The organism is Fontisphaera persica (assembly GCF_024832785.1).
GTDB lineage: Bacteria > Verrucomicrobiota > Verrucomicrobiia > Limisphaerales > Fontisphaeraceae > Fontisphaera > Fontisphaera persica.
Genome location: NZ_CP116615.1, coordinates 4,191,575 through 4,205,395, shown reverse-complemented (window position 1 = coordinate 4,205,395; position 13,821 = coordinate 4,191,575). Strand labels below are relative to the sequence as shown.

Annotated in this window: 10 protein-coding genes; 1 reads left to right on the top strand and 9 read right to left on the bottom strand. The window is 63.9% G+C overall.

Annotated elements, in window-relative coordinates:
- Window positions 1–76: 76 nt before the first annotated feature.
- The 8 genes from ubiE to NXS98_RS15690 form a co-directional block, all read right to left on the bottom strand.
- Window positions 77–820: a bifunctional demethylmenaquinone methyltransferase/2-methoxy-6-polyprenyl-1,4-benzoquinol methylase UbiE gene (ubiE, locus tag NXS98_RS15725; protein ID WP_283845990.1), complete on the bottom strand. Its 744-nt coding sequence runs from the start codon at window positions 818–820 to the stop codon at window positions 77–79.
- 44 nt (window positions 821–864) lie between these two features.
- Complete coding sequence (locus tag NXS98_RS15720; protein WP_283845989.1) at window positions 865–1,269, bottom strand: YlbF/YmcA family competence regulator; 405 nt, start codon at window positions 1,267–1,269, stop codon at window positions 865–867.
- Window positions 1,270–1,307: 38 nt separating this feature from the next.
- Window positions 1,308–1,901 carry a hypothetical protein gene (locus NXS98_RS15715; RefSeq protein WP_283845988.1) on the bottom strand — a complete coding sequence of 198 codons (594 nt, stop codon included), beginning with the start codon at window positions 1,899–1,901 and terminating at the stop codon, window positions 1,308–1,310.
- A gap of 216 nt (window positions 1,902–2,117) precedes the next feature.
- Window positions 2,118–2,495 carry a hypothetical protein gene (locus tag NXS98_RS15710; RefSeq protein WP_283845987.1) on the bottom strand — a complete coding sequence of 126 codons (378 nt, stop codon included), beginning with the start codon at window positions 2,493–2,495 and terminating at the stop codon, window positions 2,118–2,120.
- Window positions 2,496–2,533: 38 nt separating this feature from the next.
- Complete coding sequence (locus NXS98_RS15705; protein ID WP_283845986.1) at window positions 2,534–3,529, bottom strand: tRNA-dihydrouridine synthase family protein; 996 nt, start codon at window positions 3,527–3,529, stop codon at window positions 2,534–2,536.
- 12 nt (window positions 3,530–3,541) lie between these two features.
- Window positions 3,542–4,714 (bottom strand): metabolite traffic protein EboE, encoded by a 1,173-nt coding sequence (gene eboE, locus NXS98_RS15700; protein ID WP_283845985.1) that lies wholly within the window; start codon window positions 4,712–4,714, stop codon window positions 3,542–3,544.
- Between the two features lie 31 nt (window positions 4,715–4,745).
- The gene (locus NXS98_RS15695) at window positions 4,746–5,561 is read right to left on the bottom strand and encodes a TatD family hydrolase (RefSeq protein WP_283845984.1); all 816 of its coding nucleotides are present in this window, start codon (window positions 5,559–5,561) and stop codon (window positions 4,746–4,748) included.
- A 16-nt stretch (window positions 5,562–5,577) separates the two neighbouring features.
- Window positions 5,578–5,868 (bottom strand): hypothetical protein, encoded by a 291-nt coding sequence (locus tag NXS98_RS15690; protein ID WP_283845983.1) that lies wholly within the window; start codon window positions 5,866–5,868, stop codon window positions 5,578–5,580.
- 217 nt (window positions 5,869–6,085) lie between these two features.
- On the opposite strand from NXS98_RS15690, the gene NXS98_RS15685 reads away from it, so the two are divergent.
- The gene (locus tag NXS98_RS15685) at window positions 6,086–8,746 is read left to right on the top strand and encodes a glycoside hydrolase family 127 protein (protein WP_283845982.1); all 2,661 of its coding nucleotides are present in this window, start codon (window positions 6,086–6,088) and stop codon (window positions 8,744–8,746) included.
- Window positions 8,747–10,228: 1,482 nt separating this feature from the next.
- On the opposite strand, the gene NXS98_RS15680 is transcribed toward NXS98_RS15685, so the two are convergent.
- A complete protein-coding gene (locus NXS98_RS15680) occupies window positions 10,229–13,768 on the bottom strand; it encodes a GEVED domain-containing protein (protein ID WP_283845981.1) in 3,540 nt (1,179 codons plus the stop codon).
- Window positions 13,769–13,821 lie beyond the last annotated feature (53 nt).

Sequence of the window (13,821 nt, the reverse complement as noted above, 5' to 3'; positions counted from 1 at the left end):
CACTTTCCGCAAAGCTGTGGCAGGACATTCGCCGCAAAAACCGGCACCCGGCCGACGCTGAATCATCCGCCGGCCTTTAGTTACTTCCTTGAGCCGGTTTCACGGCGCAATGAATGCTCATGGCGCCCCCGAGGATGTTGTGCAACGCGATTTCCGTACAGCCCAACTCCCGCAGGGCGGCCGTCACGCCTGCCTGGGCGGGATAATGTTGCAGGCTTTCCAGGATATAGGCATAGGCGGGCGCATTGCGGCAGAAGCAGGCTCCCAGCAACGGCACGACCTTGCCCAGGTAGAAAAAATACACCGCCCGCCACCAAGGATGCTGCGGTTTGCCAAAGTCCAGCACCAGCAACCGCCCGCCGGGGCGGGTGACGCGGTACATCTCGGCCAGACCACGGGGGATATCCGCCAGGTTGCGCAGGCCGTAACTGATGGTCACGGCGTCGAAATGGCCGTCGGGAAAAGGCAAATGCAAGGCGTCTCCCTGCCACCATTCCACCGGCAGCGTGCGGCCGGGACGAGCCAGGCGCCGGGTGCGCTGGCGGGCCACTTCGAGCATGGGCTGGCTGAAGTCCAGCCCCACCGCCGGGATGCCCCGCCGGGCAAAGGCCAGGGCCACGTCCCCCGTGCCGCAGCACAAGTCCAGCGCCCTGCCGCCAGGGGGCACCGCGGCCAAAGCCACCAGCCGGCGCTTCCACCAGCGGTGGAGGCCAAAGCTCTGGAGGTCATTCAGAAGATCGTAGCGCGGCGCAATGCCGGCAAACAAATCCTCCACCTGCGCCGCGCGCTGGGCGCCGGGTTGGTAGTAGGAGCGGGACATGGCGTGACGGTTCGCGCGTTGCGGAAGCCGGCCGCCGCCCGCGCTTAACCGCAACTGCAGCCGTGGCCGCAGTTATGAAAATCGTCTTCCTCGGGCAGGCGGCCCAGTTCAAACGTTTTCATCACATACGTGGCCACCGACTGCCGGATGGCGTGCATTTCCTCCTGCGCATCGAGGTAACCTTTGGCGACGGGATTGCCCAGCAACTGGTCGCGGCGGGCTTCAAAGTCCGCAATTTCCTCTTCTGTCAGGCGGATGCCCTGGCGTTGTTTGTGTTGAAGCGCCTGGCTCAGGGCCGCCACGTCTTCATATTGCATTTGCGCCTGTTCATCGCTCATGAAAGCGCCAATGCGGTCTCGGATTTGGTGAAACGCGGGATCAGCCGCCAGCGTGGAGCACAGCTCACGCACTTTGGTCATTACCGCGCCGTCAGGTTGGGTCAGGCTCATAGTCTGATGGATTGTGGTTGCAGGATGGGAAGGAAAGTTTAGCGGGCCTGGGCCAGTTGTTTCAAACTGCCCGCCAGCCGTCGGGCATCGGCGGCGGGAATGCCGCTTTTTTCCAGCAGCGTTTCCACCTGCCGCAACACCGCTTGCGCCGCGGCGGGGGACAACCCGCTGTTCAAAAGATGCACCAGGCCTTCAATGAACTGGTTTTGTTGCTCTTGGGCCCATTTCTGCGCGGGCCAGGCCACCGCCAGGTCGCCTGCCAGAGCCGTCAGTTGAGTCAGGCCCGGCGTGCGCGGGCCGCTGGCGGCCTGCATCAGGTCCTGCGCCAGTGTTTGCGCCGGGGCCTGCTCCTTGCCGAGAGCAATGGCGTCCAGATGCTGGCGCAGTTGCCGCACCGCCTTGCGCTGGGCATCGGTCAATTCGGGTGGCCGCACGGCGGCCGGAGCCGCGGCGGGAGGCGTGGGTGTGGCCGGACGGCCCTTGGCCGGGGGGGTATAATTGGGGTTGGCGCTGCGCTGGCTCACGTCATTGGTCACGCCGCGGGCGCGCTCCTTGAGGATGCGCTCTGCCGGCCCCACCTGGGCATGGAGCATCGGGCCCCCGCACAGGAGGGTAAGCAAAATAATGGACATTCCATGACTCATGCGCGCATTTGAGCCTCGCTAGTAACACTGCTGCCGATATCGGTGATTGTCAATCCCAAGTGCCATGTTTCCGCCTGGCCCCCCTGTTGCGCGGCAATCAATTTGCCGTACGGCAGGCCACACCGTATTTTCGGGATGCATTAGGGAGTGATGAAGCGAGGCTAAAATCCTCTGCCGCAACCATGCCCAGGGAGTTGGGGCCGTTTAATCCTCCCTCACCTCATCTCCCACGGCCGCCTCGCCGGCAATCAAGTCCGCCGCGATGTTCGTATCCATCTGCGGGCCGGTGATTTTGACTTCGCCTACTTTGACGCCCTGCCGGTACACGTTCAAACGCCGCTCCAGTGCCGGCAGCCAGCCCAGCGGGAAACTCAGCACCACCGTGCGCGCCTGGGGACTCACCCTTGCCACGCGCCCCTGCAACGCCAGGTCCGGCGTCACGGCCGGCCCTTTTTTGCCGCGAGCAGATTTTTTCTGCGCCGGCCGGGAAGGCTCGCCCTCCACGGCCCGCTTGCGGCAGCCCCCGGCGCCCAAGGCCAGCGCCAGCAGGAGCATGAACACCACGATGCGCATCTCTTCCATTATTGAAACCACCCGGCAAAGGTCAACGGCAAACGGCCTCAGCGCAGTCCGCCCAGCAGCAGGGTCCGGTTCAACGCCGGGCCGCGGGCAAAGAATTCGCCGGCCCAGGCGCGGGCCTCGGCCACGGTGGTCAGGCGGCCGAGCGTGGTGTGAAACTGGTGCCCGTAGAAAAAGTGCAGCTCGTAATACCGCGCAAAAGCCTGAATGCGCCGCAGGGCCAGTCGCGGCGGAAAGTCCTCCTCCACATAATCGCAGTACCGATTCCACACGGCGGCGTAATCCACTGGCCGCGCCACCCCCCAATGCGCAAAGACCCACGGGCACACCACGGCCATGCGCCCCAGCATGATGGCGCGGGCAGGGGCCAGCCATTCGCGCAGCTCCTGCACCTGTTCCGCGCTCTGCAAATCGCCGTTGGCGATGAGCGGCAATCGCGTCAGCGCCGCGGCCCACGGAATCCATTGCCACTGGGCGGGCCGCCGGTATTTGTCCTCGAAAAATCTCGCGTGCAACACCACGGCGTCCACGCCGGCCTCCTCCAGAAATTTCATCCGCTCGCGAAAAGCCTCCTGCCAGCCTTCGCGCCGATGCCCCAGCCGGATTTTCACCGAAAACCACCCGTGCCAGGCGGCGCGCATTTGGGTGACCACCCGGCGCATGCCCTCCCAGTCATCCCACAGCGCGCTGCCGGAGGCCATGGCCCGGATGTTGTGGGCGTCGCAGGCCAGGTTCAAATCCACCGCCTGCACCCCCTGCTCGGCCATGCGCGCCAAAACCCGCTCCAGCGGGTCGCCGGGGCGGGCCATGAGTTGATACACCACCAGTCCCTCGTGCGGCCGCCGCCGCAGCCACGGGGAAGTCTGGAAATCTTCCGACAACAGCCGCCGCGCCGCCAGCATCTCCGTCCACACCGCGCCACAACCGCCCAAATCGGCCAGCAGGCGGCGAAAGGCGCTGTGGGTATAAAGCGCCATGGGCGCGCACACCCGCGCCGGGGTCAGCGTCTGGCCGCCAATCGTGGCTGCTTCAAACATGGGCAGGCCGGGTCATGCCAGTTGCCGCCGCTGCAGCTCCGCCAGCGTCCAGCGGTATTCGGATACAATTTGGTCCTCCACCCGCCGCTGGCGCATGGCCGGCGGCATCACCTCCCAGGTGTAGGTTTCCATTTCCAAATGCGCGCACAGATTGGGCCGCCGGGACAAATAATCCAGCACGCCCATCACGTGGTCGCTGGTGTTGCCAAACAGGGCATCGGGCGGCTGATGCAACGGAACGTGAAAATGGATGCGCCATTCGGGCAGCGGCTGCTCCGCCGGCCACGCCTCCGCCGCGGCCAGCGCCTCCGGCAAATCCAGGTAACGTGTGAGCTGCGCCCAGCGGTCGGCGGCCACCACCTGATGCAAATAAACCGGCTCCACAAAGGCCCTCAACGCCGCCCGCGCCGCCGGGGTGGGGATGACTTTGAGGGCGTTGCTCAGGTGAATCTTGCTGAGGCGGATGCCATGCCGGCGCAATGCCTCCAAAGACTCCCGCGGGTCCTCGAATTGGATGGCCAGATGGCAGCAGTCATAGTTCACGCCCAGCAGCTCCTCCAGCCGCGTGTCGCCGGGCCGGTCGGCGCGCAGCCGCGCAAAAAACTCCACCGTCTCGCGCGTGGTCTCGAGCGCGCACATCGGCTCCGGCTCCAGCCCCACGTGCAGATTGCGCCCGTAGCGGCGGCAAATGCGGTGCGCCTGGTCCACACACGCCCAAAGCTGGCGGCGCGCCTGCGCCTCCTGCTCGGGCGTCCGCAGCGCCGGTTTGAAGGAGACCGGCACGGTGCTGACGCTGCCCTCCATGCCCGGCGGCAGGAGTTGCGCCAGGATTTCCAGCAGTTGCACCGTGTACTCCAGCCGCTCCGGCGTGGTCCAGTCCGGCTGATACACCTGCTCCTTGACCGGTGTGCCGTGGAACGGGCCATAGGGAAAACCGTTGATGGTGAAAACGTAACATTGATGGCGGTCGAGCCAGCGGTTGAACTCCAGCAGCGTGGCCGGGTCGCCCAGCTCGGCGGCCGCCTGCGCCCCCAGCCGCAACCCAATGGCAAACGGCGCCTGCGGGCACACCACGGCGCGCACGGCCAGCACGTGTTGCTCCAGCGCGGCCAGAATTTCACCCCAGCGCTCGCCGCGATGCACATTGGTGCAATAGGCCAGATGCAGTCCGTATCGCAATTGCATGGGATGCCAATGCCGGCTGCGGGGCTCCTCCTCAGCCCGGCACTTCCGGCGCCTGAAAACGCGGGCTTTGCCGCAGGAACTGGCAGGGATTTTGGAAGATGATGCGGTCCACCTGCGCGGCGGTGAAACCGCGCCGCCGCATTTCCATGGCGGTGTAAGGCACGTTGAGCGGGATGCTGTGGCCCCAATCACAGGCGCTATTCAGCCACAACCGCTCCGGCCCGTACCGCTCCAGCATGTCCACCGCCCGCGCGGGGCTGACCTTGGAGTCGGGGTACAACGTGATGCCCGCCCAGAATCCCGCCTCCAACACCATGCGAATGGTATGCTCTTCCACATGGTCAATGATGACCCGCCCCGGCTGCACCTTCGGATGCGCCCGCAGCACGTCCAGCGTCAGCCGCGTGCCCTTGAGCTTGTCCTCCAAATGCGGCGTGTGCACCAGGATGAGCAAATCATGCCGCACCGCCAGCTCAATGTGCTCCTCCAGAATTGCCAGCTCGTTGCGGCTGTTCTTATTGAGGCCAATTTCCCCAATGCCCAGCACGTTGGGACGCGGCAGGAATTCCGGAATAATCTTGAGCACCTCCCGCGCAAATCCGGCGTCTTCCGCCTCCTTGGGGTTGACGCACAACCAGCAATAATGCGGCAGCCCATAACGCGCCGCCCGCCGCGGCTCGTAATCCGTCAACTGGCAAAAATAGTCATAAAAGGCGTCCACCGAGCTGCGGTCAAATCCGGCCCAGAAAGCCGGCTCCGTCACGGCGGCGCAGCCGGCCGCCACCATGGCGCGGTAATCGTCCGTGGTGCGGCTGACCATGTGGGCATGAGGCTCAATGTAGCGCATAAGCCGTAAACAATGCTCAGCCCTTGGTGCGGCCCTTGCGGCGGGCGGCCGGTGGACAGGCGCCGCAGGCCGACTGTGTGGTGGCTCGCGCGATGGGCGGCCGCGACGGGTCACTTAACGCCACCAGGATTTTTTCCACCCGCGGCCCGCGCGGTCGTTGGAGCAGGGGCAAGGCCTCGCGCAACGCGGCCAGACGAAAATCCGCCGTCCCCTCTGCCCGCTCCACGCGGTCCAGAAAAGCCGCCAACTCAAGCAACTGATGGCGGGCGGTGATGAAGTATTGGTCCAACACTTGCGTTTTGGTCATACGCGACGCCACCTATCTTGAGCCGCGCACTCAACCGGCTCAAGCACATTTGCGCCCGCGCCGGGGCTGGCCAACGTGCCACAGCCCCCGCTAGCACCGCATTCGGCGCATGTTTGGGGGAGACCCGGCCCTCGCTATATAAACCTTTGGCCACGCTCATGCTTGACAGAATGACGTCCTTACGATGATTATTTATTAACACTATTAAGTAATTCACATGAAAAATCGCGCCTTCCTGCCCTTCTGCCGTCCCGCCATGCATCTGGCCCTCACCGCGTTGCTCTCCCTGGCAGGCACCGGCCTGCGCGCCGCCGAAGTCAATCTGGCCCTGGTGGCCACGCCCTCCACTTCGTATGTATCACCTCACGAAACCATCACGGCGTTGAACGACGGCTTTACGCCTGCCCATTCGGATGACAAACGCCACGGCGCCTACGGCAACTGGCCGCGGACGGGCACGCAATGGGTCCAGTACGACTGGAGCCAGCCCATTGCCACCCGCCGCATCGAGGTTTATTGGTTTGATGACCGCCGCGGCGTGCGCCTGCCGCGTGCGTGCCGGCTGCTGTATTGGAATGGCACGGAGTTCGTGCCTGTGCCGGAGGCTGCCGGTTTGGGCCTCGAAGCCGGCAAGTTTAATGTCACCACCTTCCCGGAAATCAAAACCACCCGCCTGCGCCTCGAAATGGAGGGCCAGGAAAAATTCTCCACCGGCCTGCTGGAGTGGCGGGTGCTTGACTCCGGCAATTCGCCCAATTTCCCTCCCCGCGTCACTGCCGGGCCGGACCGGGTGGTGGTCCAGCCGGGGCGGACGTACCTGGAAGGCGTGGCTCGCGACGACGGCAAAGTTGTGCCCTCGCCCACCGTGCGCTGGATGAAAGCCAGCGGGCCGGGCCGCGTCATCTTTGAAAAAGACACCCAGGCCGCCACCACGGCGCGTTTTTCCGCACCTGGGGAATATGTGCTCCGGTTCACCGCGCATGACGGCGCAGCCGAGAGCAGGGACACCTTGCGCGTCTGGGCCGAGCCGCCTCCGCCTGCCCAGGCCCTCGAGTGGCTCCCGCCCCAACCCTACCAGATTACCAGCCCCTTCTGGCGGCCCCGGCTCAAGGCTCTGACCCTGAACTGGCTCCCGCACTGCATCGCCAAAATCGAGGACCCCGCCACCCGCGAAGGCGGGCTGGAAAACTTCGTGCAGGCCGCCAACAAACTGGCCGGCAAACCGGGAGCGCGGCACATCGGCCCGGTGTTTGCCAATGCGTGGGTCTATAACACCCTGGAGTCCATCTGCCTGGCCTTGATGGTGGACCCGGGCAACGATGCCGACTGGCGCGCCGGCCAGGAGCGCCTGCGCCAGACCCTGGAAAAATGGATTCCCCTCATCCTCGCCGCCCAGGAGCCGGATGGTTATCTGCACACGCAATACACCATTGAAAACCGCAAACGCTGGTCCAACAAACACGACCACGAAGGCTACCTGGCCGGCTATTTCATCGGCGCCGCCCTGGCCCATCACCGCCTCACCGAGGGCAGGGACACTCGCCTGTACGACGCCGCTAAAAAACTGGCCGACTGCTGGGTCCGCCACATCGGCCCGCCGCCCAAACGCCCCTGGTACGAAGGCCATCAGGAACTGGAACAAACCCTGGCGCGCTTCGCCTGGTACGTGGACCACGTGGAAGGCCCAGGCAAAGGCCGCCCGTATTTTGAACTGGCCAGGTACCTCCTGGATGCCCGCGACGGCGGCGAGGAATATGACCAAAGCCATGTGCCTGTCATCCGCCAATATGAGGCGGTGGGCCACGCCGTGCGCGCCTCCTATTCCTACTCCGCCATGGCCGATGTGGCCATCGCCACGCACGACCCCGATTACCTCAGCGCCGTGCAATCCCTGTGGCACAACCTGGTGCATTGCAAATACTACGTCACCGGCGGCATCGGCAGCGGCGAAACCAGCGAGGGATTCGGCAAGAATTACTCCCTGCCCAACGCCTCCTATTGCGAATCCTGCGCCGGCTGCGGCATGGTGTTTTTCCAACACAAAATGCAGCGCCTCTGGCACCAGGGGCGCTATGCGGATGTGATGGAGGACACGCTCTATAACGCCGTCCTGGGCAGCGTGGATTTGGAGGCGCAAAACTTCACCTACACCAACCCCCTGGATTCCTCCGCCGCCCGCTATAAATGGCATGGCTGCCCCTGCTGCGTGGGCAACATCCCGCGCACCCTCTTCCTGCTGCCCACCTGGATGTACACCCTGGGGCGGGACGCCGTCTACGTGAACCTTTACGCCGGCAGTGTGGTCACGCTGCCCCACGTGGCCGGCGCTCCGCTGCGCCTGGAACAAACCACCGATTACCCCTGGCAGGGCCAGGTAACCCTGACCGTGCAGCCGGCGGCGCGCCGCACCTTTGCCGTGCATCTGCGCGTGCCCAACCGGCAAACCAGCCTGCTCTACACCAACACCCCGCCCTGCGCAGAAGTCCTCCGCGTGGCCGTCAACGGCAAGCCGGTGAAGGCCACCGTGCGCGATGGCTACGTCTCGCTCCGGCGCGCGTGGCAGCCCGGCGACCGCGTCGAGTTGGAGTTGCCCCTCCCCGTGCAGCGCATCAAGGCCGATGACCGCATTGTCGCCAACCGCGGCCGCGTGGCCTTGCGCCGCGGGCCACTGATTTACAACGTGGAAAGCGTGGACCAAAACCTCGAATCGGCACTGGCCCCGGCCACGCCCTTGAATGCGGAATGGCGACCAGATTTGCTGGGTGGCGTGGTGGTAATCAAAGGCACCTGGGCCAATGGCGCGCCCCTGCTGGCCATCCCCAATTACGCCCGCCTCAACCGCGGCGGCCGCTCCATGGTCTGGATGCGCGAGCCCTAACCGCCGCCCACTCGCCCAATTCGCCCGCCCGGCCACTGCCTGGCCGGTGCGCCCACTTGGAATGCCATGACGGCACGCCATGGAAGGCGTCCCTCCATGAAAACGTCCCTTCCTCCGAAGATAGGGCCGAATTATAAAGCCTGCTGGTCGCCGACCCGCCATCCCCCTCTCCACCCTCTCCCTGCGGAAAAGAGCCAGGGCGATGTGATGTAGCGCAGGCGTCTCGCCTGCGGGTTCACGGAGCCTCCCGGCTCCGTGCTTGCTGAATTGCCGTTGTCAAACAGACGCGCCTGTAACCAGCAGTCTGCCCGTTAAACTTTCCTGTGTCGTCAGGCAGGCGTCTCGTCCCGCAAAGCGGGATTCGGCCCGCGTCCCGCAGGCCGGAGGCAACGAATTGAGATGAGAACATCTATGGGGTTTCTATTCTTTCTTTCCCTCCTCGCCTGCATTGAGCAAACATAGATAACGAATAATTCGAGGTACATTAACTATTTTCCCTCTCCCCCCGGGGAGAGGGTCAGGGTGAGGGTCTGTAGCGCAGGCGTCTCGCCTGCGGGTTCACGGAGCCTCCCGGCTCCGTGCTTGCTGAATTGCCGTCGTCAAACACACGCCCCTGGACGCACCAATCCGCACTTCAATCTCGCATTAGCCATAACGTATGGCGTCCCACAGGCTAGGGGCAGGATAATCCGTCCCGCTACAATCCCCCCCGGGGAAAGGGTCAGGCTAAGGGGCCTCTTCTCCCTCTTTGTTCCCTTTGTTTCCTTCTGTTAAAAATCCGTGTTTGTACGTGTTCATTCGTGGTTGGTTTTTTTCCCTTTCACGCGCTCTTCCTCGTATTCCCTCCACCCCATCGTGGTAAAAGGCTAAGGTGAGGGTCTGTAGCGCAGGCGTCCTCGTCTCGCAGAGCGGGATTTGGCCTGCCGCTCGCAGGCTTATTCCCACCTTACGATGCGTGCTCACCTTCGTTACTGCACAGGAAAGATTGGTACTCGGTTTGTTGTTTCCGAGCGCGTCCGCTTGACCTTATCAGTGCTGCAATCACGGAGCCGGGAGGCTCCGTGAACCCGCAGGCGGGACGCCTGCGCTACATGGGGCCGACGCCCGCACTACACACCTTCACAATAGTCCCTTCCCACGATGGGGTAAAGGAGCACGGATGGACACGGATTTTTAACAGAAGGAAACGAAGGGAACGAAGGGGGAAAACGCCCCCTCACCCTGGCCCTCTCCCAGAGGGAAAGGGAAATAGTTACCGTGCGTTGCATTATTCTGCCGCCGGTCCGTTGGCCACCCTTTGGCCTGCGGGACGGAGGCTGAATCCCGCTTTGCGGGACGAGGACGCCTGCGCTATGGGAAATTAAAGGTTGCCGTGCGGACTGGGGTAACCAAGCGCGCCCGCTTGCTGTTGGTAATTCAGTAATCACGGAGCCGGGAGGCTCCGTGAACCCGCAGGCGGGACGCCTGCGCTACACTCCCTCATCAAGGTTCCGTGTAGCGGACGCGATAAAAGCCGCGCGGGCCGGTGGTAGGCGCCAGAAATTGATTGGTGTTGGGCGCCACGGTGAACCACGGGCCGGTGGGATTCGCCGAGTACTCCAGCGAACCCATCCGCCCCCAGTTCAGGTAAATGCCCGTGCGGCTGAGCGCGGCCGTGACTTTTTGCTCACACGTCACCGTGACGGTGAAGGTGCAGGTGGCGGTGTTGCCGGCCAGGCTGGTGGCCACATTGGTCACCACGGTGGTACCCACCGGGAAGAAGCTGCCAGAGGGCGGCGTGGACACCACGGCCACATTGGTTTCATAAGTGGTGGAGGCCGTCACATTGAAGTGCACCACCGCCCCCTGTCCATTTTGGCAGGGCACGGTCAGGTTGGGCGGGCATTGGATGTTCACCGGCGATGGGTCAATAATCTTCACATTCACCGGCACCATGCCCACGTTGCCATGGTAATCGGCCACCGCCACATTGACGGTGTACAGGCCAGGCCCCAGCAGCGTGCCGGCCGGAATGGACTGCTCGGGCATGGGATTTTCCTGTCCGCAGTTGTCCCTGGCGGTCGTCTGTCCCGCGATGTTCGGCACGGCGGCCATGCCCGGGGCATTGGGATTTTGCGCCACGTTGGCAGTAAAGGTGGTGAAGGGCGGCGTGACTTCCGGCTCCATGACATCGCCCAGGTAGTAACAGCCGGGATGCCCGTAGGAATCATACGTGCCCCAGCCATAAACGGTGATGCCAAAACTGATTTCCGCCCCGATGATGTGCCGGCCGGGCGTCACCGGCACATTGGCCACGGCCATGAAGGTGGAGCCAATGGGCTGGAACAGGGACGGGTTGACCAAGACGCCGTCCAACAGCACGGAATTCGTGCCGTAGGCGTAAATCATAATCTGGACGTAATTCACCGGAAAATCGTTGGTGGGCGTGACGAAGATGTACGCGCTGGAGTAATGCCGGGTGGCCTGTACCTGCACCATGAAGGGGTCCGCCTGCGGGTTGCCGTCGAAATCCGAGCTGGTGGCATATTGGGCCAACAGCACGGGCTTGCTGCTGGTAATTTCGGAAGGCACGGTCAGCAGGCGCTGGTGGAACTGGCCGCGGTTCAAGTTGGCCGCGAGCAGGCCGTTGACATAGACCTCGGTGCCGTCCTGCGCGGCCAGGATGCGCAGGATATCGCCGTTGCTGCGGGTGGCCAGCGGGGCCACGTAAAAGGTGTCGCCCCAGTTATTCACGGGCAGCAACTGCTCCACCACATAATCGCAGAACCAGACCTGGTCGGAGGGCACATTGGCGCAATGATGCCCCGCAAACACCGCCACCGGCTTGTCCGCCTTGATGAGGGTGCCGGTCAGGTCTGCCGGCGCATCGCGCGTGGCGCGCAGTTGATAGACCTGCCCCGGCTGCAGGGTGATTTGATACGGCACGCCGGCCAGGCGGGTGCCCACGGTGACCTTGGGCGTGATGGTGACCACCGTGTTGCTGTGCGCGCCGGCGATGGCAAACTGGCTGCCATTCAAGAAGGGCACGCCTGCGTGCACGTTGCCATAGGCCATTACGACATACTCCGTGCCCAGGACCGTGGTGTTCAAGCCCTGATAGCTGTCGGTGGTGTAGCGGGCATGATTGAAGGCCGTCACGCGCACGTCTCGATTGGCCGTGACGCGAATCCCCAGATTGGTGATGCCATCCTGGAGGTTGCCCAAATCCACCGCCGTGGGCAGGGTAACGCGCGCCACAAAACTGGTCGGAATAACGTAGGGCAGTGAAATCCCCAGCGCCGCCACACTGACCATGCCCGTGGTGCCTGCCGCCCCTTGAATGGCCAGCGAGGGCCGAGTGGGATTGTCCGGGTCCGGCGCGTAGTTGCCGGGGAAGGTCAGCCAGAACTCGCGGCCTTCGCAGCCCAAATCGCACCGCTCGCGGTCGGGAATAATCTTCACTTGATGGTCTTCCACCTCGCCGTCTGGCGCCGGGCCGGTGAACGACAACGCGCCGCCCTGCACAGTGAACCGCCAGCGGCTGAAGGTGTCGCCGAGGACGGCGTTTTCCGGGACGTCAAAGGTCAGAATCTGCCAGCCCGGGCTTAACAATTCGCCATTGAAAACCTGCTCGCCCGGGTCAGCCCAACTGCCGTTGCGGTTGAAATCAATCCACGCATACAACCGCCCGCGCGTGCTGGCCACCACCTGCACCGTGGCCTGCCGGCCGGGCACCACCGCGCTGGTGAAGATTACGCCGTCCTCGTCAGGGGAGGTGGAGGGGTTCACATCATCGCCGTCCGCCTGTGGGGTGGGCTGGCCGTCCGGCTCGGCATCAATCTGATAGCCTAAAAAAATGTCGGCGTTGAACAAATGGCGCGCGCCGTTGTTGCGCAGCAGGGTGGGATACGGCGCCGGCGCATCACCGAAGTCGAACTCCTGCACCAACGTCACCTGATAATCTTCCACCTCGCCGCTGCCCTCGAGCCCGCGGAAGGAGAGTTTGCCCCGCTCGCTGAGCCGGAAACGGGCGAAGGTTTCGCCCGGCGACGCCCCGGCAGGAATCAGGAAGGTCAGGTGGTTGGTGCCGCGGAACACGGGCACATCTTCAAAAATCTGGTCGGCCGGCTCAAGGAAGGTGCCGTCCCGGCCAAAATCCATCCAGGCGTCGAGCCGGGCGCGCTCGAAGTTGCCGCTGACGACCACCTCTATGCTCACGCCGCGGCCCGGCACCAAAGGCTCCGGGAAAAAGACACCATCTTCATCCGCGGGCTGGCCCAGCGGAAACTTGTCGTCGGCCATTGCCTCGGGACTGGGCTGTCCGTCGGCCTCCACATCCCGCCGGAAGCCAAGGATGGGGCCCACCGCCACATGGCGCGGCCCCTCGCTGCTCAAGGTGGTGGAGTAGCTATTGGGAGCGTCCCCGAAGTCCAGTTGTTCCTCCTGAATCACCACTTTGTAGTCCTCGACCTCGCCCGTGCTGGCCACGCCGGCAAAGCTCAACTGTCCGCGCTCGGCGCTGATACGAAACCGCGCAAAGGTGACCCCCGTTTTGGCGGCGGCCGGCACCGGGAAGGTGAGCACATTGGTCCCCAGGTTCACCGACTGTTCATTAAAGACCTGGTCCCCGGCTTCGGCCCAGGAGCCATCTCCACCAAAATCCACCCACACATAAAGAAATCCCAACTGCGCCGTGCCCCGCACCACCACCTGCACGCGGGCGGTCTGGCCCGGAATCAGGGCGGTCAGAAACGTGACGCCGTCTTCATCATCGCGCTCAGGGTCCGGCTGGTTGTCATCACCCAAGGCATCGGGGTCCGGTTGGCCGTCCAGATCCACATCCACCAAGTCGCCCATGCGAATGGAACCCAACGTGTGCCGCGCCCCATTGTGTTCAATTTTGGTGGGATAGGGGGCGGGAGCGTCCCCATAATCGCGCTGGGCCGTCTGGCTCCATGCCAGCCCCGGCCCCATCAGCACCGTGACCAGCCCGGCCCAGAGCCACGGGCGGACACGGGTCCAAAGAAACAACTTTGCATTCATAAGCCAAAAATTGCTGCGCCCGGCCAGCCCCTTCCCGCGGCTCCCGCCTTCGA

Bases quoted from the DNA above. Each gene is read 5' to 3' on its own strand.
- ubiE (WP_283845990.1), bottom strand. From the start codon at position 820: ATGTCCCGCTCCTACTACCAACCCGGCGCCCAGCGCGCGGCGCAGGTG.
- NXS98_RS15720 (WP_283845989.1), bottom strand. From the start codon at position 1,269: ATGAGCCTGACCCAACCTGACGGCGCGGTAATGACCAAAGTGCGTGAG.
- NXS98_RS15715 (WP_283845988.1), bottom strand. From the start codon at position 1,901: ATGTCCATTATTTTGCTTACCCTCCTGTGCGGGGGCCCGATGCTCCAT.
- NXS98_RS15710 (WP_283845987.1), bottom strand. From the start codon at position 2,495: ATGGAAGAGATGCGCATCGTGGTGTTCATGCTCCTGCTGGCGCTGGCC.
- NXS98_RS15705 (WP_283845986.1), bottom strand. From the start codon at position 3,529: ATGTTTGAAGCAGCCACGATTGGCGGCCAGACGCTGACCCCGGCGCGG.
- eboE (WP_283845985.1), bottom strand. From the start codon at position 4,714: ATGCAATTGCGATACGGACTGCATCTGGCCTATTGCACCAATGTGCAT.
- NXS98_RS15695 (WP_283845984.1), bottom strand. From the start codon at position 5,561: ATGCGCTACATTGAGCCTCATGCCCACATGGTCAGCCGCACCACGGAC.
- NXS98_RS15690 (WP_283845983.1), bottom strand. From the start codon at position 5,868: ATGACCAAAACGCAAGTGTTGGACCAATACTTCATCACCGCCCGCCAT.
- NXS98_RS15685 (WP_283845982.1), top strand. From the start codon at position 6,086: ATGAAAAATCGCGCCTTCCTGCCCTTCTGCCGTCCCGCCATGCATCTG.
- NXS98_RS15680 (WP_283845981.1), bottom strand. From the start codon at position 13,768: ATGAATGCAAAGTTGTTTCTTTGGACCCGTGTCCGCCCGTGGCTCTGG.